This is a genomic window from Candidatus Rokuibacteriota bacterium (assembly GCA_016209385.1).
Lineage (GTDB): Bacteria > Methylomirabilota > Methylomirabilia > Rokubacteriales > CSP1-6 > JACQWB01.
Genome location: JACQWB010000266.1, coordinates 1 through 22,512, shown reverse-complemented (window position 1 = coordinate 22,512; position 22,512 = coordinate 1). Strand labels below are relative to the sequence as shown.

21 protein-coding genes and 1 pseudogene are annotated in these 22,512 nt (G+C 68.3%); 12 read left to right on the top strand and 10 right to left on the bottom strand.

The features are described from left to right. Positions 1-31: 31 nt before the first annotated feature. Both glgB and HY726_20285 read right to left on the bottom strand, forming a co-directional pair. Entirely contained in the window at positions 32-2,263 is a 2,232-nt protein-coding gene (glgB, locus tag HY726_20290) for a 1,4-alpha-glucan branching protein GlgB (GenBank protein MBI4611336.1), read from the bottom strand. Next, the gene (locus HY726_20285; protein MBI4611335.1) at positions 2,260-2,640 is read right to left on the bottom strand and encodes a hypothetical protein; all 381 of its coding nucleotides are present in this window, start codon (positions 2,638-2,640) and stop codon (positions 2,260-2,262) included. Before HY726_20285 ends, glgB begins: the two co-directional genes overlap by 4 nt. Positions 2,641-2,848: 208 nt before the next feature. On the opposite strand from HY726_20285, the gene HY726_20280 reads away from it, so the two are divergent. From HY726_20280 to HY726_20265, 4 genes are all read left to right on the top strand, one after another. Then, positions 2,849-4,489, top strand: coding sequence for a thiamine pyrophosphate-requiring protein (locus HY726_20280; protein MBI4611334.1), 1,641 nt, complete (start codon positions 2,849-2,851; stop codon positions 4,487-4,489). Positions 4,490-4,546: 57 nt separating this feature from the next. After that, positions 4,547-5,215, top strand: coding sequence for a YdcF family protein (locus tag HY726_20275; GenBank protein ID MBI4611333.1), 669 nt, complete (start codon positions 4,547-4,549; stop codon positions 5,213-5,215). A 12-nt stretch (positions 5,216-5,227) separates the two neighbouring features. Further along, positions 5,228-5,809, top strand: coding sequence for a hypothetical protein (locus HY726_20270; protein MBI4611332.1), 582 nt, complete (start codon positions 5,228-5,230; stop codon positions 5,807-5,809). 150 nt (positions 5,810-5,959) lie between these two features. Beyond that, on the top strand, positions 5,960-7,141 hold the full coding sequence (locus HY726_20265; protein ID MBI4611331.1) for a M20 family metallopeptidase: 1,182 nt from the start codon (positions 5,960-5,962) through the stop codon (positions 7,139-7,141). 156 nt (positions 7,142-7,297) lie between these two features. On the opposite strand, the gene HY726_20260 is transcribed toward HY726_20265, so the two are convergent. The 6 genes and pseudogenes from HY726_20260 to HY726_20235 form a co-directional block, all read right to left on the bottom strand. After that, the gene (locus HY726_20260) at positions 7,298-7,870 is read right to left on the bottom strand and encodes a DinB family protein (protein ID MBI4611330.1); all 573 of its coding nucleotides are present in this window, start codon (positions 7,868-7,870) and stop codon (positions 7,298-7,300) included. Continuing rightward, the gene (locus HY726_20255) at positions 7,870-9,432 is read right to left on the bottom strand and encodes an FAD-dependent thymidylate synthase (GenBank protein MBI4611329.1); all 1,563 of its coding nucleotides are present in this window, start codon (positions 9,430-9,432) and stop codon (positions 7,870-7,872) included. Before HY726_20255 ends, HY726_20260 begins: the two co-directional genes overlap by 1 nt. A gap of 6 nt (positions 9,433-9,438) precedes the next feature. Beyond that, positions 9,439-9,621: pseudogene (locus HY726_20250) on the bottom strand (thymidylate synthase). A 24-nt stretch (positions 9,622-9,645) separates the two neighbouring features. Next, positions 9,646-10,041, bottom strand: coding sequence for a hypothetical protein (locus HY726_20245; GenBank protein ID MBI4611328.1), 396 nt, complete (start codon positions 10,039-10,041; stop codon positions 9,646-9,648). A gap of 207 nt (positions 10,042-10,248) precedes the next feature. Beyond that, positions 10,249-11,340 carry a cyclase family protein gene (locus tag HY726_20240; GenBank protein MBI4611327.1) on the bottom strand — a complete coding sequence of 364 codons (1,092 nt, stop codon included), beginning with the start codon at positions 11,338-11,340 and terminating at the stop codon, positions 10,249-10,251. Between the two features lie 38 nt (positions 11,341-11,378). Then, positions 11,379-11,747 (bottom strand): cupin domain-containing protein, encoded by a 369-nt coding sequence (locus tag HY726_20235; GenBank protein ID MBI4611326.1) that lies wholly within the window; start codon positions 11,745-11,747, stop codon positions 11,379-11,381. Positions 11,748-11,856: 109 nt separating this feature from the next. Between HY726_20235 and HY726_20230 the strand changes: the two genes are divergently transcribed. The 4 genes from HY726_20230 (at position 11,857) to HY726_20215 (ending at position 15,011) form a co-directional block, all read left to right on the top strand. After that, positions 11,857-12,186: a hypothetical protein gene (locus HY726_20230; protein MBI4611325.1), complete on the top strand. Its 330-nt coding sequence runs from the start codon at positions 11,857-11,859 to the stop codon at positions 12,184-12,186. A 142-nt stretch (positions 12,187-12,328) separates the two neighbouring features. After that, positions 12,329-13,255, top strand: coding sequence for a dihydrodipicolinate synthase family protein (locus HY726_20225; GenBank protein ID MBI4611324.1), 927 nt, complete (start codon positions 12,329-12,331; stop codon positions 13,253-13,255). 68 nt (positions 13,256-13,323) lie between these two features. Continuing rightward, positions 13,324-13,584, top strand: coding sequence for a hypothetical protein (locus HY726_20220; GenBank protein ID MBI4611323.1), 261 nt, complete (start codon positions 13,324-13,326; stop codon positions 13,582-13,584). Next, a complete protein-coding gene (locus HY726_20215; GenBank protein MBI4611322.1) occupies positions 13,572-15,011 on the top strand; it encodes a mandelate racemase in 1,440 nt (479 codons plus the stop codon). The genes HY726_20220 and HY726_20215 overlap by 13 nt, the downstream gene beginning before the upstream one ends. Positions 15,012-15,245: 234 nt before the next feature. On the opposite strand, the gene HY726_20210 is transcribed toward HY726_20215, so the two are convergent. After that, entirely contained in the window at positions 15,246-17,294 is a 2,049-nt protein-coding gene (locus tag HY726_20210; protein MBI4611321.1) for a penicillin-binding protein 1A, read from the bottom strand. 1,132 nt (positions 17,295-18,426) lie between these two features. Between HY726_20210 and HY726_20205 the strand changes: the two genes are divergently transcribed. From HY726_20205 to HY726_20190, 4 genes are all read left to right on the top strand, one after another. Further along, on the top strand, positions 18,427-19,194 hold the full coding sequence (locus HY726_20205; GenBank protein ID MBI4611320.1) for an ABC transporter permease: 768 nt from the start codon (positions 18,427-18,429) through the stop codon (positions 19,192-19,194). Positions 19,195-19,207: 13 nt separating this feature from the next. After that, positions 19,208-20,218, top strand: a complete 1,011-nt coding sequence (locus tag HY726_20200) for an ABC transporter substrate-binding protein (protein MBI4611319.1) — start codon at positions 19,208-19,210, stop codon at positions 20,216-20,218. A gap of 121 nt (positions 20,219-20,339) precedes the next feature. Continuing rightward, positions 20,340-21,098, top strand: coding sequence for an ABC transporter ATP-binding protein (locus HY726_20195; GenBank protein ID MBI4611318.1), 759 nt, complete (start codon positions 20,340-20,342; stop codon positions 21,096-21,098). Positions 21,099-21,180: 82 nt separating this feature from the next. Next, entirely contained in the window at positions 21,181-22,173 is a 993-nt protein-coding gene (locus HY726_20190; protein ID MBI4611317.1) for an LLM class flavin-dependent oxidoreductase, read from the top strand. Between the two features lie 57 nt (positions 22,174-22,230). Here the strand turns inward: HY726_20190 and HY726_20185 are convergent. Next, the coding region (locus HY726_20185) for a proteasome accessory factor PafA2 family protein (protein ID MBI4611316.1) at positions 22,231-22,512 on the bottom strand (282 nt) is incomplete at its 5' end.

Sequence of the window (22,512 nt, the reverse complement as noted above, 5' to 3'; positions counted from 1 at the left end):
GTTCCGGCGAGCTCCTGTGGCGGTCGCGCGCTCAGTCGGGGGAAGGCTTGAGGATCAGGGTCGCCAGGGGTGGCAGGGTCAGGACCAGCGAGAACGCCTGGCCGTGCCACGGGCGGGGCTCGGCCCTGACCCGGCTCGGGTTGCCGACCCCACTTCCCCCGTAGAGCGGCGCGTCCGTGTTCACCAGCTCGCGGTACTCTCCGCCCACCGGGGCGCCGACGCGGTAGCCGTGCCGCGGAACCGGCGTGAAGTTCGAGACGATGAGCACGAAGTCGGCGGGGTCCCTCGCCCGGCGCAGGAAGCCGACGATGCTCTGCTCCCAGTCGCTGCAGTCGATCCACTGGAAGCCGGCGGGATCGGAGTCGGCCTCGTAGAGAGCCGGTTCGCTCCGGTAGAGCCGGTTGAGATCCTGCACCAGCCTCACGAGGCCCGCGTGGTATGGGCCCATCCCGAGCAGGTGCCAGTCGAGGCTCTGCTCGTGGTCCCATTCGCGGGTCTGCCCGAGCTCCCCGCCCATGAACAGGAGCTTCTTTCCCGGGTGGCCGTACATGAGGGCGTAGAACGATCGGAGGTTGGCGAACTTCTGCCAGTCGTCCCCCGGCATCTTCGCGTGGAGCGACCCCTTACCGTAGACCACCTCGTCGTGGGAGAGCGGCAGGATGAAGTTCTCGGTCCACGCGTAGAGGAGCCCGAACGTGAGCTGGTTGTGGTGATACTTCCGGTGGACCGGGTCCCGGCTCATGTAATCGAGGAGGTCGTGCATCCACCCCATGTTCCACTTGAAGCCGAAGCCCAGCCCGCCGAGGTAGGTGGGACGCGAGACGAGGGGCCAGGCTGTGGACTCTTCCGCGATGGTCATGATGCCGGGATGCGCGCCGTAGGCGACCTCGTTGAAGCGGCGGAGGAAGGCGATCGCTTCGAGATTCTCCTTGCCGCCGAACCGGTTCGGGACCCACTCGCCGGGGTTGCGCCCGTAGTCGAGGTAGAGCATCGAGGCGACCGCGTCCACCCTGAGCCCGTCCACGTGGTAGCGCTCCAGCCAGAAGAGCGCGTTTCCGATCAGGAAATTGGCGACCTCGTTGCGGCCGTAGTTGAAGATGAGGGTTCCCCACTCGGGGTGCGTGCCCTGGCGGTCGTCGGCGTGCTCGTAGAGGTGCGTGCCGTCGAAATAGACGAGCCCGTGGGGGTCGCGCGGGAAGTGCCCCGGGACCCAGTCCAGGATGACTCCGATGCCGTGCTGGTGGAGGGTGTCCACGAAGTACATGAAGTCCTTCGGAGTGCCGTAGCGACGGGTCGGCGCGAAGTAGCCGAGGGTCTGATAGCCCCACGAGCCGTAGAACGGGTGCTCCGCCACGGGGAGGAGCTCGACGTGGGTGTAGCCCATCGCCTGGACGTAGGCGGCCAGCTTCGGCGCCAGCTCCCGGTAGGTGAGGAAGCGGTTCCCTTCCTCGGGCAGCCGCATCCACGAGCCCGGGTGCACCTCGTAGATCGCGATGGGGCTGTCGTGGGCGTTCCGGCGTGCGCGCCCGGCCATCCACGCGCCGTCGCCCCATTCGTAGCCGTCGAGCGCGCAGACGACCGAAGCCGTGCGCGGCGTCTCGAGCTCAAAGGCGAAGGCGTAGGGGTCCGCCTTGAGGGCGAGGATCTCGCCCGAGCGCGAGATGATCTCGAACTTGTACCGGGCCCCTTCGGTCAGGCCCGGGATGAAGATCTCCCAGATGCCGACGCCGGGATGGAGGCGCATGGGATGGCGGCGCATGGGATGGCGGCGCCCGTCCCACTCGTTGAAGTCGCCGACCAGGCTGACCCGCCGCGCGTTGGGGGCCCACACCGCGAAGCTGATGCCCGGGACTTCCTCGAGCACCCGGGGATGGGCCCCGAGCTTCTCGTGAGCCCTGTAGTGGGTCCCTTCACCCAGGAGGTGCAGGTCATAGTCGCTCAGCGTCGGCGGGAAGCGGTAGGGATCGTCGATCTCCGCCAGCTCGCCCTCGCCGTGGACGACCGCCAGCCGGTACGGAAACGGCGCGCGTCGTTCGGGGAACAGCGCCTCGAACAGGCCGTCCGGGTGGAGCCGTTTCATTTCGCGGCGGGTGGAGCCGGCATCCAGCGGGACGACCCGGACCGTCCTCGCCGCCGGCAGGAAGGCACGCACGGCGATGCCGGCGCCTGTGCGGGTGGCGACGCGATGGGGTCCGAGGACGGCGAAGGGATCGCCGTGGTCCCCCGTCACGATGGCCTTGATGTCGCCCGGGGACAGGCTCATCGCGCTCCGAAGAGGAGATCGCAGGCGGACGCGTGGGCGACCGGGTCGAACCGCGACACCCTCGTCACGGAGAGGTCGTCGCCCGACCACGTGCCGCGCCAGACCCAGTCCGGCCGCGCCTCGGCGTCGTAGTGGATCGCGATCCAGTCCGGTCCCTTGAGCATGGTCCAGAAGCGGTAGAACTCCGCCGGCCGGATGAGCACGACGGCGACGACCTCGTTACGCCCCTGGGCCGGGTCGCAGCGGTAGATGCCGTGGGTGGTGCGATCCTCCGCCAGCGCGCGGAACGAGGTCCACGGAAACCCCGGCGCCGCCCCTGCGGTCTCGGGCGAGACAAGCCAGGCGAGAAACACGAGCCGAACCGTTATCCGTTTCATCGGGTTCTCGCGGGGTGCAGAAACACCGCAGCCCGTGGGTCAGATTGTACACGCTCTGCGTGTCTTCGGCCCAGCGGTGCGCGGAGCGCGGCGGGATCGTCAGCCGGAGCCTTGACGCCGGTGCGACACCCTGCTAGCGTCGCAGGTGACGGAACACGTCCACGGAACGCCCCACGGACCCTGACGCCACGCCGGAGGAGAGAGAGCCATGCAAGGGAAGACCGTCATCGCGAACATCCTGAAGATCGAGGGGGTGGAGTCCCTCGTCTGCTTCCCGGCGAACCCGCTGATCGACGCTGCCGCGGCCGCCGGCATCCGGCCAATCCTCGCGCGGACCGAGCGCGTGGTGGTCAACATCGCCGACGGCGTGAGCCGCGTTTCCGGCGGCCGCCGCATCGGCGTCTGCGTCGTGCAGCACGGCCCCGGCGCCGAGAACGCCTTCGGGGGGGTGGCGCAGGCCTACTCCGACGCCAGCCCCGTCCTGCTCCTCCCAGGAGCCTTCGACCGACGGCGGTCGGGCGTCCCCCCCAACTTTCAGGCCATCTACAACTACCGCGACGTGACCAAGTGGGTCGAGGTCGTCAACTTCGCCGACCGGCTCCCGCAGATGCTCCGGCGGGCCTTCACGCTCCTGCGCTCCGGACGCCCCGGGCCCGTGATGCTGGAGGTGCCGACGGACGTGCTGGGCGAGGAGATCGCCGACGAGACCTTCCGCTACGCGCCCGTGAAGGTCTCGCGCCCGATAGGCGATCCGCCGGACGTGCGGGAGGCGATGAAGGCGCTGCTGGGCGCCAAGGCGCCGGTGATCGTGGCGGGCCAGGGGGTCTTCTACGCCGACGCGTGCGCGGAGCTCAAAGAGTTCGCCGAGCTGGTTCAGGTCCCGGTCCTCACGACCCTCAACGGCAAGAGCGCCTTTCCGGAGGATCACCCGCTCGGGCTCGGCGCCGGCGGCCGCTCCGCGCCGAAGACGGTGGACCACTTCCTCCGGAAGGCGGACCTGGTGTTCGGCGTCGGCACCAGCTTCACCCGCTCGGCCTACATCTTCCCGATCCCACCCGGCAAGACGATGGTCCAGATCACGATTGACGAGCAGGATATCAACAAGGACTACCCGATCGCCCACGGGGTCGTCGGCGACGCGAAAGCGGTGCTGCGCCAGCTCATCGAGGAGGCGACCCGGCAGGCGGGCCCGGGTGGCCGCAAGGGCGACCCGAGCGTCACCCGGGAGGTCAGGGCCGTCAGGGAGGAGTTCATGAAGGAGTGGATGCCGCGGCTGACCTCTGACGAAACGCCGATCAGTCCATACCGGGCGATCTGGGATCTGATGCACACCGTGGACCGCCGGCGGGCGATCGTCACCCACGACGCGGGCAACCCGCGCGACCAGATGGTGCCCTTCTACGAGGCCCTCGTCCCCCACGGCTACATCGGCTGGGGAAAGTCCACGCAGCTCGGCACCGGGCTCGGCCTCGCCATGGGGGCCAAGCTCGCCGCCCCGGACAGGCTGGCGATCAACGTGATGGGCGATGCGGCGTTCGGGATGGTGGGGATGGACTTCGAGACGGCGGTCCGCTCGCGCATTCCTATTCTCACGATCGTGCTGAACAACGGCCTGATGGGCGGCTACGAAAAGCACCTGCCCGTGTCCACCGCGCGCTGGGGCCTGCGCTTCCTCTCCGGCGACTACTCCAAGGTGGCCGAGGGCCTGGGGGGGTACACCGAGCGCGTGGAGAAGCCGCAGGACTTCGTGCCCGCGCTGCGGCGGGCCATCGAGGAAGTCGAGGGCGGACGCGCCGCGCTCCTCGAAGTCATGACGCGGGAGGAGCCTGTCTACCCGACCTACTCGTAGGGCGTGCCGGGGCCGATTGGGCTAGGGGCCGCGTAATCCCCGCAGGTGACTGGATCCTTGGGACCGCTCGACAACGCTACCCATGAGCCGTCAGCGCGGCGGTCGCCGCTCCGCCGCGTGGGGTTCGGGCTCCTGGCCGTCCTTCTCCTCGCAGCTGCCACCTTCGCATATACGCCCGTCCCGAACTGGCTCGCCCGCCTGCTCGTTGTGGAAGCACCGCTCGAATCTGCCCAGGCCATCGTGGTGCTAGGGGGCGGAACGGCCCCAGACAACTCGGCCGGCGATTCGTCCCTGCGGCGCGTGGTCCACGCGCTCCGCCTCTACCGGCGGGGCCTGGCTCCGCTCGTCGTGCTGAGCGGGGGCGACGCGTCGCGCAAGGGGAGGCTCGGCGAGGCCCAGGCGATGGCGGCGGTCGCCGTCGAGCTTGGATTCCCCGCCGACGTCCTCGTGCTCGAGACCGAGAGCATGCGGACGGCTGAGCACGCCGCGTACCTGGCAGAGCTGCTCCGCCGCCGTGGGATCCGTCGCATTCTGCTCGTGACGACGCCCGTGCACTCGCGGCGGTCGGTTCTCGTCTTCCAGCGTCGCGGGTTCGAGGTCCTGCCGGCTCCTACTGACGGAGGGCAGCACCTGGCGGAGAGCGCGTTGGGTCGCCTGTTCCTGACCCACCAGGTCGCCTACGAAGCTGCCGCCCTCGCCTTCTACCGGCTCAAGGGTTGGATCTGAACGAGAACCGGCATGAGACGACGGACGCTGTTAGTTCTCGGGCTCGCTCTCGCAGGGGCGCTCGTGGGCGCGACCGGGGCGTGGGCCCAGTGGCCACGCGAGCTCGAGGGCATCAGCCGCCTTCACGTCATCGTCCAGGACCTGGACCCGCTCGCGAAGGAGCTCGCCCTGACGAAGCCGGATCTCGAACGGCTCGTGTCGGCCTTTCTTCGCGGGAAGCTTCCGGATGTGACGCAGGAGATGGGGACCGAGTACATGCTCGTCACCGTCCGCCTGAGCCGGGGCGAGGGCGCCGCGCAGGCCCGGGGTCCCGTCGTCGCCGCCGTCAGCGTCCGCGTCTATCGACCGGTCGTCACCCTCTACAAGGTCAGGGAGCTGGTTCAGAAGCCGGTCCAGACGCCGGCGCAAGCGCTCCCGAGCTACCTGATGAACCTCGTCCTCGCCGCGGTCTGGCAGCGCGAGGCGCTGCTGACAGGGGACGACCGCGGGATCGCGGGGCGCCTGACGACTACCCTCGAAACGCTGCTCGGCGAGTTCGTCGCCGATTATTACCGAGCCAACCCGGCGCCGCCCCCGCCGCCGGGGAGCCGATAGGGAACCCGGAGGGGGGCTACGCCCCCCATCCGGACCTCCCCCCAGGATGGGTTGCGCCGGCGGAGCCGGCGCTCGACTAGATAGCTGCTTGAGCGTCGACCGCAGGCCATCACGACTGCGAGGAATGCTGCCTTCGAGGAGAGGAGCGCGATGACACTGGACCAGTTGAAAGCCAAAGTCGCCGAAGCCGTCGATAGCCTCGCCAATGAGCTCGAGGCGCTGAGCCACCGGATCCACGCGAACCCCGAGCTGGCCTTCAAAGAGGAGAAGGCGCACGCCTGGCTGACCGAGTTCCTCGAAGCCAAGGGCTGTGAGGTAGCGCGCGGGATCGGCGGCCTCCCCACCGCGTTCAGCGCCACGATCGCCGGCAATGCCTCGGGCCCGACGATCGCCATCATGGCGGAGTACGACGCGCTGCCGAAGATCGGCCACGCCTGCGGCCACAACGTGATCGCGGCGGCAGGGACCGGGGCGGGGGCGGCCCTGGCGTTGGCGCTCTCTCGGCTGCCGTTCGCGGGCCGGGTTCAGGTGATCGGGACGCCGGCCGAAGAAGGGGGCGCGGGGAAGGTCAGGCTCATGGAGGCGGGCGTTTTTACGGGCGTCGATGCGGCGATGATGATCCACCCGCGGTGCGGGACCCGCATCTGGCGGCCGAGCCTCGGGATCATCAAGGTGAAGGCCGAGTTCTTTGGCAAGGCCGCCCACGCGTCCTCGTGGCCCTGGCGGGGGATCAACGCCCTCAACGCGGTCATCCAGCTCTTCGTCGGCCTGGATGCGATGCGCCAGCAGCTGCGCCCCGACGCGCGCGTCCACGGGATCATCACCCATGGCGGCGACCAGCCGAACATCATCCCCGAATACACCGCCGCCGAGTTTTACCTGCGCTCGCTGAGCAAGGCGTATCTTCCCGAGCTACTCCGCCGGTTCGAGGCCTGCGCCCAGGCCGCGGCCACCGCGACGGGGGCGTCGGTGAAGGTGACGCCGGATACGATCATCCACGACCCGCTCAAGCCCAATTTCACGATGGGGGAGCTGTTCCGGAAGAACCTCGAGCGGGTCGGCGTTGCGGAAGATCCCGAGGATCCGGAGGCCGGCTCTGGGTCCACCGACTGCGGCAACGTGAGCCAGGCGATCCCGACCATCCACCCGTACATCCGGATCTCGCCGGACGGCGTGCCCGGGCACTCGCGCGAGTTCGCCGAGTGGGCGCGCTCGCCGATGGCAGGGGCCGGGCTGGTGGCGGCGGCCAAAGCGCTGGCGATGACGGCCCTGGATCTGCTCGCCTCGCCGGAGGCGTTGAGGAAGGCGAAGGAGGAATTCGCCGGGACGTAATCGGAGGGGGACACCCGCGCCTCCGGCGCGGGTACCCGGGCCCCCTCCGAGGCCTCCCCCAGGAACCGGTTGCGCGGGCAAAGCCCGCGCGCGGAGGACACTACTTCGCCACGCCGCTAGCGCCTGGCGCGCGGGTCCCCGGAGCCCCGGGAGTCGTTACACCTCTGGCCGCGCCGCTCTCAGCGCGCGCTTGGCCTGGGTGAGGTGGTCGATCTCGTGGAGCCTGAAGATCACCGCGTAGGCCTTCCAGTCGAGGTCTTCGATCCACTGGAGCGGGGCTTCGCTGCCGTCCGGATTTTTGGCGTTGACGACCATAACCAGGGGCGCGCGGGCGTCGGAGACGAACCCGTCCGGGACGGCGCCGAGGATCTCGAGGATCTCCGCGTGCAACCGCTTGAGCTCCGCCACCAGCGCCGGCCACGGCCGCGCCAGCGGTGCCCCGGATTGTAGGCTCGCGGGGATCGGCCCCCCGGCCGGCCGCTCGCCACGCAACAGGCAGCGAAGCTCCTCGACGCTCGGCCGGTGGGTCTCCACGAGGTGGTCCACGACCTCCTGAATGCACCATTCACCGGGTGCTGGCCGCTTCCCGGCCTCGGCCTCTGAGACACTGTCCAGAAACTCCTGAGTCGCCACGAACGCCGCCCGCACCCGTTCGTGGATCTCCCCCGGCGCCAGGAGCGTCCCCTTCTGGTGGAGGTACTCGCGCGCTTTGATCTGTTCAGCCCGCATCAGCCTGCTCCGTCTGTCCGCGGTTTGGTGCGCTGGCGCCGACGCTCGGCTGCGCGTTCGGCCTCGAGGCGTTCCAGCTCCACCGCCGAGTGGTCGGCGTAGCTCATCGCCTCCGCGATCGCCCGGTGGCCCGCCTGTTCGCCGATCAGCCGGTGCATCGCCTGGCAGACCCGGCGGTAGGCGGGGTGCCCCTGGGGCGCGGTCCTGAGCTCGATCAGGTGCATCGCCTCGCGCGCATTCAGCTCCACGTAGAAGCGGATCCGGTAGGCCATGGCCACGGCGTAGGGCGCGATGAGCGCGAGCCCGTCGGCCTCGAGCGCGTCGTGAAGATCGGCGGACTCCTCCATGACGCGTCGCCAGTCGTCGAGGGCCCCGGCCTCCTCGATCGCCTCTGGAGTGGTGTAGCCGTGGCGCGGCGTCAGCGCCTGCCACTCGAGTGTCAGCAGCCGGTGGCGCTGGAGGTCGCGGAAGGCGCCGTAGTCGGTGAGGATGTCGAAGCGGTAGGCGGTCCGCTCGAACGCGCGCCCGGGCTTGTGGCGCCGGTTCGCGCGCTGGCCGACGTAGGCCCGGAGCACCGCGGCGCGCTCGTCGTGGGTCATCCGCCGGGCGAGGGTGAGGAGCTGGTCGTCGGGAAGATCGGAGGCCGCGTAGAGCGCGGCTGCGACGACCTTGACCTCGCCCTCGGGGTCGTAGTCGGTGAGCACGACCTCGGGACGGGGTTCGGGCTCGACACTGGCCAGGAGCTTGGTCGCCACTGCCTCCGTCGCCTGCCGCGTCTCGGCCAGGTACTGGCTCCAGACCCCGCCCCGATCGGGCCGGTCGACGCGCGTGAGAAACGCCGGGATCACCTTGCGCAGCTCGGCCAGCATGCGATCGGCGTAGTGTCGCACCTCGGAAAGCGGGTGGGCGCGCATCCTGAGGAGGAGCGCCTCGTAGGCCTGCCCGGTCCCGTAGATCCCGACGTTCGACCGCGTGGCAGCCGGCAGGAGCCCCCGGAGGGTGTCCAGCGCCTTGGCCCGGATGGTCAGCCGGTAAACGGTGTCCGATTCGCCCGGGGACTTGGCGTACTTCCGGCTGTAATGCTCTCGCAGCCGCTCGATGAGGCCGGCGTAGGTCTCGAAGGCGCGGTCAAGGACCTCGACGTAGCGGGTCCGGAGCGGCGAGCCGTCCAGCTCGGCCGGGACGTGGTACTTCCACCGCCCGCCAGGGCGGTCGGTGTAAGGCACGTAGCGGGTCGACTGCTCGAGGTAGGCCATCAGGCGTCCCCACTCGAGCACCTTGGTCAGGATGTTAGACGCGCCCTCGCAGGCCAGGTGGACGCCGCCGAGCTGGGCCACCGAGTCGTCGCCGTACTCGTTGAAGACGCGCTCGTACAGCTCCTCGGCGCGCTTGACGCCGACGGCGCCCGTACCGGACGCGTGCTCGACCTTTCGGGCCTCGCCTCTCTGCCATCCACTCGGGCCTCGCCTCGTGAGTGTCGTCGCCTGCGGCTCCTCCGAACTCCCTCGGCTCGAACTGCTGCGCCTGCGGCTCGTCCGAAGCGCCTCGGCTCGAAAGGCCATGTCCAGGAACTCGTCCAGGAAGAGGCGGCGGAGAGACTTGGCCGAGCGCGAGTACCGGGCAAAGAGCGCGCCCTTCACGACCTCGGGGAGGTTCACGAGGGCGAAAACCGGGCCGTCGAGGTTGGTGAAGTACGGGGCGAGCGCCTGGCGCTCGTCGGGGGTGAACACCTCCACCGGGGCGTCTTGCATGTCAGCCCCGGTCCTGAGCCAGCGTCACCGCGCGCCCTCGCGGCGCGTTACGGTGACGGAGCTGGCTTCCGCCTTCTCTCCGGCTCCTGTCAGCTCGACGACGACGAAGTCGCCCGACCTCAGATCGCCCAGGCCGATCGGCGTGTCCTTGAACGGGTTTCGCGGATCGGCCACCTGGCTGTCAGGGAGCCGCCGGGAAAGCACCAGCCGGGCTTGAGGGGCGATGCGGACCTGGAGCGTTCGCGTCGTCCCACCCGCCGCCATTTCCTCGATGATGAGCGTCCGGGCTTGAGGGTCCACCTTGACCACGGTCCCTGAATGGCGCTCTGAAGAGCCTGCAACAGAGGGCGCCAGCCCCGCACCCTGAAGCAGGCCCGTGGCCATGGCCATGAGCGCCAGGAACGCGACACGGTTGGGCATAGCGCCTCCCTCCTCCGCCGTGAGTGTATCAGAACCGCGCGCCCGAGCGACACCGCGACAGTTCCGGGCTGCGTGACGGGCCGTGAGGGTTGGCGTGGACGGTGCTGTCGTGAGGACTGGGGAAGTCGCGACGCGCTCGGAGGCGACCGCGGAGGGGATCGGGGAAGGATTCCCCCGCATCCCCTCCGTGGGCTGGCTGGGCCGAGATCAAGCGACCGCGATCGGGTTGCCCGGCGAGCCGGTCGCTCCCTTGAGCCGGAGCGGGGAGAAGACGTAGGCGAACTCGTAGACGCGGTTGGCCGCCAGCTCCTCGAGGTCCAGGTTCTCCTGGATGTAGATTCCGTTCATGTTGATGAGCCACTGGTGGCACTCGAAGGGCCGGTCCTTGTCCTCGCCCGGGACCGCCTCCCCGGCCCACGTGTCGGCACAGGTGATGCAGACCTTTCGCTCGATGAGCCACTTCGCCACGGTGACGCCAATGCCGGGTGCCCCCTTGTTGAACTCGGCATTGTCCTTCATCCAGAGCTTCCCGTGACCGGTGCGCCAGAGCACCACGTCGCCCTCACCGGGCTCACGCGTCCCCTGGCGCTTCAGCGCGGCCTGGACATCGGCCGGGGTGATCACGTAGCCGATGGGGAGCCGGTCGCCGCCCTTGAGGGCGAGGACGTCGATCAGGACCCCGCGGGTGAAGAACGGCTTTACATTGTGGACGCCGAGCTTCTTGAGCCCGTAAGCTGCCCCCACCTCTGACTGCTTGAAGCCGTTATAGTACACGGGCTCGCCGCCGATGATCGTGGAGATGTGCCCCAGGCCGTCGAACTGGGTGCCGACCTGGCCGATCTCGCCGCTGAACATCTCGTCGTTGTACATGAGCTTGGTTACCCCGAAGGGCCCGCCGGTGGGTCCGCCCGGGATCGTAATGCTGATGTGGCGCGCGCCGAACAGCGGGATCCCGGCTTCGTAGATCCGTCCGAGCTGAAAGATCCGGCCGGTCCTGATGAGACGCGAGGCCTGAAGGACCTTGGCGGGCGTGATGCGATTGGAGGCGCCGGCCTCGTCGTTCGGCCCCCAGGGCGAGGGCCACCAGTCCTTCCCGAACGGGTTGACCGCCGCCGCCTGCGCGTGCGCCTGCTCGTGGGCGGCCAGGACGCCGCCCGCGGCCATCCCGGCAGCCACGCCGGTGACGAACCCGCCCTGGATGAACTCGCGGCGCGAGACCCCGCTCGCCTCCCCGGAGGAGCCTCCCTGATCTGGTTTCTGTGTGCCCGTGAAAAACTGGTCGAGCCATCCGGATTGCATTGCCTCACCCTCCAGCGGTTTACAACGTGAACGTCGGCCTACCCTCTCCTCAGGTACGTGTCCTGGCCGGTGTAGAAGTCCTCGCGTGGCGGGGTGAAGATGTCGATCACCTCCGTATCCTCGGGGAACCACGCCTCGTGCTCCACGCCGGCCGGGACGACGCCGATATCGCCCGGACCGCACGTCCGCTTGTCGTTGGCGAGCCGGAACTCCATCTTCCCGGACAGCATCCAGAAGATCTGCTCGTTGGGGTGGCTGTGGGCGGCGGCATGGCCGCCGGCCTTGATCTTCCAGAAGACCACCATCTCCTTCTCGCCGGTGACGATCTTTCGGGTGATGAGCGGGGTGACCTTCTCCTCCGGCACCTTGTCGAGATTCAAAAAGCCTCGCATCGCGGGGGCAGGCATGGGCGGGCCTCCTTTTCGGGAAACTCTGTGCCATCACCCTAATCAGCGCGTCTCCACCTGTCAAGGGGCATTGACGGTCGCGGGGAGCCGGTGTGATAATCGCCCTGTAATGCTCCGGGGTCGATCGCTCGCCGCTGTGGTCCTGGCCGGTTTCTTCGCCGGCTGCGCCCTCCTCGTCGTGGGGTGGGAGTTTCCCTCGCCCACCCCCGACATGATTCAACCGGGCAAGACCACGAAGGCGGACCTCGTGCGCTTCTTCGGGGAGCCGTACCAGGTCGGCTTGGACACGGGCGACCTGACGTGGAGCTGGTTGTACGGGAAGAAGCTGGCCCAAGGAGAGCTCACCAAGGAGTTGACTGTCCGCTTAGACGCCAAGGGCGTCGTCAAGAGCTACAGCTTCCGTTCCAACCATCCGGAGGACATGGCGCGGCTCCGGTGAGCTGCCGCCCGGTCGAGCGGAGGGGAAGGCATGAGCTTCCTCGGAGGGGGGCTCCGCCCCCCTTCCGAACCTCCCCCCGGGATTGCGCCGGCCCAGCCGGCGCTCGAAGGGATGGTGCTGAATCATGAGCGAAGGTAGTCCAATGACCGCTGCACTGGAGCTCAGGGGAATCATCCCGGCGACGGTGCTGCCGATGACGGCGGACGGCGAGATCGACGAGCCCGAGCTGCGGAAGTACATCCGCTGGCTCGCGGGGCAGGGAATCAAGGCCGTGGCGGTGAACGTGGATACCGGGGAGGGCCCGCACCTCTGGCACGAGGAGAAGCTGGGGGTGCTCCGGATCTACAAGGAGGAGCTGGCGGGGACCGGGATCCCGGTGGTGGCTGGCCTCGGCGCCTCCTTCACGGCCCAGGCCCTCCGGTACGGGCGCGATTACCGTGAGGCCGGGGCGGACACGTTGCTGGTGTTTCCGATCACGGCGTACCTGGGCCGGCCGCTGCCGTGGGAGATCCCCTACGGCTACCACAGGGCGATCGCCGAGACCGTGGGGCTGCCGCTGATCCTGTTCACGCTCCAGCCGGCGCTCGGCGGCACGGACTTCACCGACGAGACGCTGGCGCGACTGGTCGAGATCCCGGGCGTGGTCGCGCTCAAGGAGGCGCTGTTCGACGCCAAGCGCTTCCGGGAGATCGTCAACGTCGTCCGCGGCGCGTCCCGGCCGATCACGATCCTGACCGGGAACGACAACTTCATCTGGGAGTCGTATCTCCTGGGTGCCGAGGGGGCGCTGCTGGGAGCCTGTGCCGTCTGCACTCGGACGCACGTGCGCGTGCACGAGGCAGCCATCCGCGGGGACTGGAAGACCGCCCGCGAGCTGGGTGATCGGATCCAGAAGGTGGTGGATGCGCTCTTTGCGCCGCCGGTGCGCGACTACCGCGCCCGGGCTAAGGAAGTGCTCGTGATGCAGGGCATCATCCGGCACGCCTACATGCGGCCCCCGCTGCTGCCGGTGGGGCCGGAGGACCGCCAGGCTCTGAAGAAGGCGCTGGAGGAGGCCGGCGAGCTGTAATCGCCTTCGACACGGGTCGCGAAGACCCGGCGCGAAGCGCACGACGGGCCCGTCGCATCCTGCCAGAAATGCCGCTCACCGCGATCGTCCTGGCCCGTCGGACCGCGGGGCCTCCCACGCGGGATTGCCCTGGCAACGACACGAACCGGCGTGGCCCCGGCCAGGGGGACAACAGGTTCGCGCCCGTCTTCGCAGCCCGCGTCCGCCACGGCTACGCCGGCGTGGTGTCGGTGGAGCCGTTCGACTATGATCCCGACGGTCCGGCGACCGCGGCGCGCGCCATCGGCTACATCCGCGGCATCCTGGAGACGCTGGCATGGCGGGCGTAGCCTCCGCGCCGCGTGTCCGCGTCAGCGAGATCCGCCTCTACGAGCGCGAGGTCAGGCTGCGAATGCCGTTTCGGTACGGCGTGGTCACCCTGACCCGGGCGCCCCAGGTGTTCGTGCGCATGCGCCTTTCGCTCGAGAACGCGCGTGGGGGGTGGGGCATGGCGGCAGAGCTGCTCGCCCCAAAGTGGTTCGACAAGAACATGGCGCTCACCGATGAGGAAAACTTCGAGCAGCTCAGGACCTCGCTGCGCCTGGCGTGCACTGTCTATAGGCAAGACCAGCGACCACGCACCGCGTGGAGGTTGTTCGCCGAGAATTACCAGGCCCAGGTGGCGCTCTGTGCGGAGCGGGGTCTCAACCCCCTGATCGCGGGCTTCGGCCCCGCGCTCCTGGATCGGGCGGTGCTGGATGCCCTGTGCCGGCTTCATGGCGTCTCGTTCTATGAGGCTGTGAGGGCCAACCTACCCGGGATCAGGCCGGCGGACCTGGTGCCCGAGCTCGCCGGGTTCGGCGTGGACGGGTTTCTCGCCGAGCTGCGTCCGGGAGACAGCATCCATGCTCGGCACACGGTCGGCCTGGTTGATCCGATCACGTCGGCCGACCGGGCTGAGACGGCCAGGGTCGGCGACGGGCTCCCCGAGACCCTCGAGGAAGTGATCGCGGTGTATGGTCACGCCTATTTCAAGTTGAAGGTGAGCGGGGCGGTGGGGACGGGCGTGGCCCGGCTGAGCGAGATCGCGGCCGTCCTGGATCGCAGCCTGCAGCCGTATTACGTGACCCTCGATGGAAACGAGCAGTACACCGACGCGGAGGGCGTGCGGGAGCTATGGGAGAGGATTGCGGAGACGCCGGGCCTCCGGCGGCTTGTGCGTTCGATCCTGTTCGTCGAGCAGCCGATTCACCGCGAGCGGGCCCTCGATGAGGACGTCAGCCGCCTGAGCGCCAGGCGTCCCGTCATCATCGACGAGTCCGACGCCGACCTCGACGCCTTTCCACGGGCCCGCGCGTGCAGCTATCGCGGGGTGTCGAGCAAGGCGTGCAAGGGCGTGTACCGGTCGCTCATCAACGCCGCGCGGTGCGCGCTCTGGAACCGGGCGGAGGGGAGGCCGGTCTACTTCATGTCAGCCGAAGACCTCACGACCCAGGCCGGGGTCAGCGTCCAGCAGGACCTGGCGCTGGCCTCGCTGATCGGCGTCGAGCACGTGGAGCGTAACGGCCACCACTATGTGAACGGCATGGCCGGGTTGCCGGAGAGCGAGCAGAAGGCGTTTCTGGCAGCGCATCCCGACCTCTACCGCGACGACGGCGGCGTGGTGCGGCTTGCCATCGAGAAGGGACGGCTGGCCATAGGCTCCCTGGCCTGCGCGGGTTTCGCCGCGGGAGCGGAGCCCGAGTGGGCCGCCATGCGCGAGTTACCCGCCGCCTAGGAATCGGAGGGGGCCTCGACGGCCCCCTCCGAAGCCTCCCCCAGGAATGGTGGTTCGAGCCGAGGGGCTGCCGACGAGCCGCAGGCGAGGAGAGCCACGAGGCGAGGCCCGAGTTGGTTGCGCGGGCGAAGCCCGCGCTCGAAGGGCGCTACTCCGACACGCTGCTAGGTGCACCCTGACGGTGCGAGGATGCGCGTCCGCTTCTTCAGCATCCTGCTAGACGCGGCGGAGCGTTTATCTCCGGCTTTCCGGGGAGAACAGAAAACGGAAGAGCCGACGGAGGGGACCGAACAGGTCCCCGCAACTCGAGTCGGGCTCCGTGCCCCGGAGGAAGGCCATCGGCACCGGGCGGGCGCAGGTCCCCGCCGGGTCCAGGTCCACGGGGACGAGCATCACTCCCTCGGGCACCGGGAACTCCTCCCGGGGCATGGCGGCCAGGACCTTGCTCATGTAGCTCACCCAGATCGGCACTGCGACCCGCGAGCCGGTCTCGTCCTTGCCGAGGCTCCGGGGCCGGTCGTACCCGACCCACACTCCCGTGACCAGGCTCGGCGTGTAGCCGATGAACCACGCGTTGGAGAAATCGTTGGTGGTGCCGGTCTTGGCCGCGAGGGGGCGTCCGAGAGCTCTGGCGCCGATCCCGGTGCCGCGCTCCACGACGCCCGTGAGCATGTGGGTGATGAGGTAGGCAAGCTGCGGAGAGATGGCCGCCGTGCCTTGCGGGAGGTTCTCCTCCAGGAGCTTGCCCCGGGCATCGGTGATGTAGCGGATCGGGGTGGGCGGAACCCAGACGCCCTGGTTGGCCAGGATCCCGTAGGCCGCGGTCAGCTCGAGCAGGGAGACGTCAGAGGTCCCGAGGGCGAGGGAGAGGTCCTCGTGGAGCGGGCTCTGGATCCCGAGCCGGCGCGCCACCTCCACGGTCCGCCGGAGGCCGATCCGCTCCTGGAGCTTGACCGTGACGATGTTCACCGACTCCTCGATTCCCTGTTGCAGGGTGATGGGGCCGCGAAACATTCGGTCGTAGTTGTCCGGCACCCACGGCTTCCCGTTTCGCCCCACCGGGTAGATCACCGGGCTGTCCTCGATCCGCGTTGCCGGCGTGAGCCCGGCCTCCAGGGCGGCGAGATAGACGAAGGGCTTGAAGGCCGAGCCGGGCTGGCGCTTGGCCTGCACCGCCCGATTGAACTCGCTGCGGAAGAAGTCAGAGCCGCCCACCATCGCCTTGATGTGACCGGTTGCCGGCTCGATCGTGACGAGAGCCCCCTCGGGATGCTCCGAGCCCGGCTGCCCTCGTCGCTTCGCCGGGGCGGGTCCGCGCCGCGACCTCAGCGCTTCGAGCCCTTCGCGCAGGGATTGCTCGCCCAGGGCCTGCATGTGGGGGGACAGGGCGGTGTAGACGTGGAGGCCCCCCTTGAACACCATGTCCTCCCCGTACTTTTCCGCAAGCAATCCCCGGACGTACTGGATGAAGTACTGCCCCGTCGTGCCGCGCCGCTCGGGGGGGAGCAGGCCGAGGTCGGTTGCGAGGGCCCGTTTAACCTCGATCGGCTTCAGGGCGCCACCCTCCCGCATGCGGTTCAGCACATGGGCCCGCCGCCTCCGGGCGGCGTCAGGGTGGTTGAACGGGGAGTAAAGGGCAGGAGCGCGCGGCAGCCCTGCCAGGAGCGCCGCCTGGGGGAGGGAGAGGTCGGTTACGGACTTGCCGAAATAGGTCCGGGCCGCGGCTTCGACGCCGTAGACGCCATGGCCGAAATACACTTGGTTGAGGTACATTTCCAAGATCTGGTCCTTGGAATAGCGCTGCTCCAGTCTCAGAGCCAGCACGCCTTCCTTGAGCTTCCGGTCCAGGCTCTTGTCACGGGTGAGGAAGAGCACCTTGGCCAACTGCTGGGTGATCGTGCTTCCGCCCTCGACGAAACCCCCGTGGCGGAAGTTCTGGTACACGGCGCGGGCGATCCCCGTGGGATCCACCCCGAAATGGGAGTAAAAGCGCGAATCCTCCACGGCAATGATCGCGGCTTTGAGGGCCTGGGGGATTCGCGACAGCGGAACGTAGACCCCCCGCTCCGCCTGAAGATCGACGAGGAACTGGTCGTTCTGGTCGTAGAGCTTGGTCCCCTCGGCCGGCCCGATCGCCTCCAGCTCGCTCAGCGCCGGTACCGACAAGGCCCAGAGGACCGATGCGGTCACCTTCAGCAGGCCGAGGAGGATCGTAATCCAGGCCACGAGCGCGAGCCGGCGCAGCCAGCCCTGAAGGGGTCGCCGAGCGGCCTGGTCTCGCACTGGCTGTCGTGGTTGTCTTGTCTAACTGCGGGCACTGGGCTGGTTTGAACGCCCGCGCCCGTGAAAAGCATCGTTCGGAAGCAGGTCCGCGCTCGGCGTCAGCCTGGCGATGGCGGCAGGAGTGACGGATCCGGTGTGGGAACTGAGGGAACTGTTGTAAGCTCTACCGCGGAGGAACCTGCTGTGCCGTTTCCTCATCAAATACCCAGACAATTTACGCGTGCTGATATCGAGGCGCTGAGGCCCGGTCAGATGGGCGTGTACGGGCTCTTGAAGTCTAACCAGTGGGTCTATATTGGCAGCGGTGACATACGCCAGAGGTTGTTGGATCACCTCAACGGCGACAACAGTTGTATTGTCAGCGAAAAGCCTACTCATTGGGTTGACGTGGTGACGGCGAATTACATCGAAGAGGAGAGGCGTTTAATCTTGGAATGCGATCCGGTGTGCAATAAAGGGGTTGGTTAGCAACGCGGGCGAGTGCCGGTGCCATCGAAACGACCTGTGAGCCGTCTGAAGTAGTACTCCCGGCCATCGACAGAGAGGACCGTGAAAAGCGGGTGAGTCATCACTCGAAGCTGACGCCCCGTAAGCGGATCATCATAGCTCATAGGTTTGACGAACCCGGGAACCTGCACACGATTCAAGACCCGTCCTATCGTTTCGAGGAGACGCGTCCGTACAATGGCCCACCGAGTGGCACCGGTAACCGATGGTTGACCTTGGCCCACTCCCTAACTCCGCAGCGGCCTCATCCCCGCTCCCGGCCCCAGTCTCCGCGGTGCCGGTAGGTGGATCTCTCGAGCTGAGTCGTCTCTAGGCCTCCCAACCGGTGTGAGCGTCTCAGACGCGCTTGTCCCCTCCTCACCGGCTGTTCTCTTGACGGTCGCAACCTCTGTGCCAGATCGGGGAAAGGTCCGACGGCAGTAAGAGTCTTTGCTTTTTTAATGGTTCGTTCGTACGCCTCGCGAGCGGGAGGGCGGGCCGGGCGTTCGTTGATCAGGGAGTGTAGAGTGTAAGCCTTACATGAGGAGGATGTAAGCTTTACCGGGAGCCCCGTATCCTTGACAATGCTCTCCCCCTCACGTAAGGTGTCGCACGATCCGACTCTCCCCAGACGGATGCGCCAGCCATGCCATCTACCAACTGGGTCGGCCGGAACCTCCCGGCGCTCATCCTCTTCGTCGCCCTTCTCGTCCTGTGGCAGCTCGGGGTCTCGGTCTTCCAGCTCCGGGAGTACCTGCTTCCGAGCCCGCTCGCGGTCCTGCGCGCGCTCGCGAGCGCGGACATTCCCTGGCGGGTGCACCTCTGGGTGACCACGCTGGAGATCCTGGGCGGATTCCTGCTGGCCGGGGCGGTCGGCGTCCTGCTGGGCGTCGCGATCGCCTGGTCGAGCGTGCTCGCCAAGGCGCTGGTGCCGTTCCTGGTCTTCGTCAACACGCTCCCCAAGGTGGCGGTGGCGCCGCTCTTCCTGCTCTGGCTCGGCTACGGGATCATCCCGAATATCCTGATCGCGGCGCTGATCGGCTTCTTCCCCGTGGTCATCAACACCGCCGTCGGTCTCACGCAGGTGGATGAGGAGATGCTCGACCTGGGGCGTGTGTTCGGCGCCCCGAAGTGGAAGGTCTTCCTCAAGATCCGGATTCCCAACGCGCTGCCCTACATCCTGAGCGCGCTGAAAATCACCGCCACCGCCGCGGTGGTCGGCGCCATCGTGGGAGAGTTCGTGGCCTCCCAGGCAGGGCTGGGCAACGTGATCATCACCACCCAGACGAACCTCAACACCCCGGTGGCCTTCGCGGCGCTGGTCTGGATCTCGGTGGTGGGGCTCCTCGTGTACGGGGCCGTGGAGCTGGTGGGACGCTGGCTGGCCCCCTGGGCCGAAACGTCCGGTTCGTAACGGAGGAAGTCCGATGAGACGAAGCGCACTGACCGTCCTCGCAGGGCTCCTGGCGTTCGCGCCGTCGCTCCCCGCGTCAGCGCAGACCCAGAAGGTCGTCTTCGCTCTCAACTGGTTCCCGGTCGGGGACCACGCGGCCTACTGGGTCGCGCTGGAGAAGGGGTACTACAGGGAGAGGGGGCTGGAGGTGGAGCTGCAGAACTCGAAGGGGTCCGGCGACTCCATCGCCAAGGTGGACACCGGCCGGGCCGACATCGGGCTCGCCGATGCGGCGGTAGTCATTCCCGCCGTGGGCCGCGGCGCCAAGGTCAAGGTGGTGGGCGTGGTCTTCGACAAGACACCGCTCAACATCTGGGTCTGGAAGGGCAGCCCGATCAAGTCGCCGAAGGACCTGGAGGGGAAGACCCTGGCGGCGCCGCCCGGCGACGCCCAGCGGCAGCTCTTCCCCGCCTTCGCGAAGATCAACGGGATCGACCCCGCGAAGGTCAAGTGGGTGAGCATCGAGCCCGCGGCCAAGATCGTGACGCTCGCCGAGAAGCGGGCGGACGCGGTCGCCGACTACACCACCGGGCTTCCCTTCTACGAGAAGGCCATGGGGAAGGGGGCCGCGGTGATGATGCCGTGGGCAGACTATGGGTTCGACATGTACAGCATGTCGATCATCGCCAGCGAGAAGACGATGAAGGGAAGGCCGAAGCTGCTCCGGGACTTCCTGGAGGCGAGCTACCGGGGATGGCGCGACGTGATGGAGAACCCGAAGACCGCCCTCGAGATCTTCAAGAAGCGGGTTCCCGAGATCGACCTCTCCATCATCGAGCCCAACATGCTCATGGGGCTCCAGCTCATGAAGACCGAGCGCTACGCGCGGAACGGGATCGGCTGGATCGACAAGGCCAAGATGTGTCAGTCGGTGGAGCTGATCAACGCCAACATGGAGATCCCGCGCAAGGTGGGGTGCGAGGAGGTCTTCTCGACGGACTTTCTGCCGCGGATCGAGCTTCCGAAGACGATGCGACCCAGCTAGTGCGGTCGCCGCGAGCGCACCGGGTGAAGGAGGTTCGGCGCCAGGGCGCCAGCCGCCTTCCACGTTCTGTACCCGCGCGCTTGCGCCCATGCCGCCCTTCATCATCCTCGACCGCGTGGGAATGACCTACCGGGCCGCGAGCGGCCCGGTGGAGGCGATCCGGGAGGTCTCCTTCGCCGTCGGCGAGGGCGAGTTCGTCGCCCTCGTCGGCCCGAGCGGCTGCGGCAAGTCCACCCTGCTCAGGATCGTCGCGGGCCTGAGGGCGGCCACCCATGGAACGGTCACGGTGGGCGGCGAGCGGGTGAGTCGTCCGCTGCCTTCGGTCGGGATGGTCTTCCAGGCCCCGGTGCTCCTCCGCTGGCGCCGGCTGCTGGAGAACGTCCTGCTCCCCGCCGAGCTGGCCGGCCTCCGCTCGGCCGACTACGCGCCGCGCGCCCGGGAGCTTCTCGGGCTCACCGGGCTAGCCGACTTCGCCGACAAATTCCCGCGGGAGCTGTCCGGCGGGATGCAGCAGCGCGCCTCCCTCTGCCGGGCGCTCCTCCTGGACCCGCCTCTGCTCCTGATGGACGAGCCCTTCGGCGCGCTCGACGCGATGACCCGGGACGAAATGAATCTGGAGCTGCTCCGGGTCTGGGGGGAAGGCAACGAGGCGCGGAAGACCATCCTCTTCGTCACCCACTCCATCGCCGAGGCGGTCTTCCTCGCCGATCGGATCGTGGTGCTGACGCCACGACCCGGTCACGTTGCCCGTATCTTCGACGTCCCGCTCCCGCGGCCGCGCACCGTCACGGCGCGCGCCGCTGCCGATTTCGGCCACCTCTCTCTGGCGATCTACGAGACGCTGCAGGGGCATCATCCCGACGGTCAGCGTCTCCTTTAGTTGGTGCCACGCCTTTGATACCATCGTTGGCGGCGCGCTGCCGGCGGCGATGGTGGCGGGGCAGGACGGGGGGCTCAGAGCGATGGGGCGGCTCAAGATCGGCTTCATCCCGACGGAAGGTGGGCACTTCTACCAGGAGGCGCTCGAAGAGGTCGTCAGCGGCGAGGAGCTCGGCTTCGATTCGGTCTGGATGGAGGAGCACCACGGGGTCAGGGACCACTACTGGCCCTCGCCGCTGACCGTGCTGGCCGCCTTCGCGAGCCGCACCTCGCGGCTGCTCCTGGGCACCGACATCCTGGTCTTTCCCTTCTACCACCCGGTCCGGCTCGCCGAGGACGGCGCGCTCCTGGATGTGATCTCGGGAGGCCGCTTCGTTCTCGGGACCGCGATCGGCTACAAGCCTGACGAGTTCGCGCTCTACGGCACCCCGCTCGAGAAGCGCGGCGCGCGCTTCGAGGAGGGGTTGAGGCTCGTCAGAGCCCTGTGGACCGGCGACACCGTGACCTTCAAGGGCGAGTACTACGCGGTGGAGAACGCGCGGATCGAGCCCAAGCCGCTCTCGAAGCCGCATCCGCCGGTCTGGATCGGCGGCTGGGGGGAGCTGGCCCTCAAGCGGGCGGCCACGCTGGCTGAGAACTGGATCCCCGGCCCCACCGCCGACCTCGCCCGCCTGTTCGACGCCAAGCGGCGGTTCCTGGCCCACCGGGCCGCCGCCGGCCTCACCGCGCCGATCACCGAGTGGCCGCTCACCCGCGACGTCATCATCGCGGACACGGACCGGCAGGCGCGCGAGCTGGCCGAGCGCCACATCATGGTCTCCTACCGCCACGAGTACGCGGGGGGTTGGCGCCACCCGTTCATCGACGCCAGCATCGCGACCGACCTGGACGCCCTCATGAAGGACCGGTTCCTGATCGGCGGGCCGGAGCAGGTGCGGGCGGGGATCGCGCGCTTCGTCGACGCCTACGGCATGACCCACCTGATCTGCCGGCTCTTCTTCCCCGGCATGCCGCACACCCACATCATGCGCGAGCTCGAGCTTCTCGCCCGCGAGGTCCTCCCCGCCTTCCGCTAGAACCTCGGAGGGGGCCCGGCTACCCACGCCGAAGGCGTGGGTGTCCCCCTCCGACGTTTAGAAGCTGCGGGTCAGGCCCTCGACGCGCTCGTCGTGGGACTGGAAGGGGTCCTTGCAGAGGATGGTCTCGCGCTCGGGGTCGTTGAGCTTCAGGTAGACCCAGTCCACGCGGTAGTCCTTCCCCTTCAGGTTGGCCTGGCGGATGAACTCGCCACGGAGCCGCGCGCGGGTGGTCTGGGGCGGGGCGTGCTTGGCCCGCTCGATGGCCTCGTCCGACGTGATCCGCTCGACGTGGCCCCGCCGGACCAGGAGGAAGTAGAGCCCCCGGTCGGGACGGAT

Bases quoted from the DNA above. Each gene is read 5' to 3' on its own strand.
- HY726_20285 (MBI4611335.1), bottom strand. From the start codon at position 2,640: ATGAAACGGATAACGGTTCGGCTCGTGTTTCTCGCCTGGCTTGTCTCG.
- HY726_20240 (MBI4611327.1), bottom strand. From the start codon at position 11,340: ATGCAATCCGGATGGCTCGACCAGTTTTTCACGGGCACACAGAAACCA.
- HY726_20245 (MBI4611328.1), bottom strand. From the start codon at position 10,041: ATGCCCAACCGTGTCGCGTTCCTGGCGCTCATGGCCATGGCCACGGGC.
- glgB (MBI4611336.1), bottom strand. From the start codon at position 2,263: ATGAGCCTGTCCCCGGGCGACATCAAGGCCATCGTGACGGGGGACCAC.
- HY726_20280 (MBI4611334.1), top strand. From the start codon at position 2,849: ATGCAAGGGAAGACCGTCATCGCGAACATCCTGAAGATCGAGGGGGTG.
- HY726_20200 (MBI4611319.1), top strand. From the start codon at position 19,208: ATGAGACGAAGCGCACTGACCGTCCTCGCAGGGCTCCTGGCGTTCGCG.
- HY726_20190 (MBI4611317.1), top strand. From the start codon at position 21,181: ATGGGGCGGCTCAAGATCGGCTTCATCCCGACGGAAGGTGGGCACTTC.
- HY726_20195 (MBI4611318.1), top strand. From the start codon at position 20,340: ATGACCTACCGGGCCGCGAGCGGCCCGGTGGAGGCGATCCGGGAGGTC.
- HY726_20220 (MBI4611323.1), top strand. From the start codon at position 13,324: ATGCCGCTCACCGCGATCGTCCTGGCCCGTCGGACCGCGGGGCCTCCC.
- HY726_20225 (MBI4611324.1), top strand. From the start codon at position 12,329: ATGACCGCTGCACTGGAGCTCAGGGGAATCATCCCGGCGACGGTGCTG.
- HY726_20230 (MBI4611325.1), top strand. From the start codon at position 11,857: ATGCTCCGGGGTCGATCGCTCGCCGCTGTGGTCCTGGCCGGTTTCTTC.
- HY726_20235 (MBI4611326.1), bottom strand. From the start codon at position 11,747: ATGCCTGCCCCCGCGATGCGAGGCTTTTTGAATCTCGACAAGGTGCCG.
- HY726_20270 (MBI4611332.1), top strand. From the start codon at position 5,228: ATGAGACGACGGACGCTGTTAGTTCTCGGGCTCGCTCTCGCAGGGGCG.
- HY726_20260 (MBI4611330.1), bottom strand. From the start codon at position 7,870: ATGCGGGCTGAACAGATCAAAGCGCGCGAGTACCTCCACCAGAAGGGG.
- HY726_20265 (MBI4611331.1), top strand. From the start codon at position 5,960: ATGACACTGGACCAGTTGAAAGCCAAAGTCGCCGAAGCCGTCGATAGC.
- HY726_20255 (MBI4611329.1), bottom strand. From the start codon at position 9,432: ATGGCCTTTCGAGCCGAGGCGCTTCGGACGAGCCGCAGGCGCAGCAGT.
- HY726_20205 (MBI4611320.1), top strand. From the start codon at position 18,427: ATGCCATCTACCAACTGGGTCGGCCGGAACCTCCCGGCGCTCATCCTC.
- HY726_20215 (MBI4611322.1), top strand. From the start codon at position 13,572: ATGGCGGGCGTAGCCTCCGCGCCGCGTGTCCGCGTCAGCGAGATCCGC.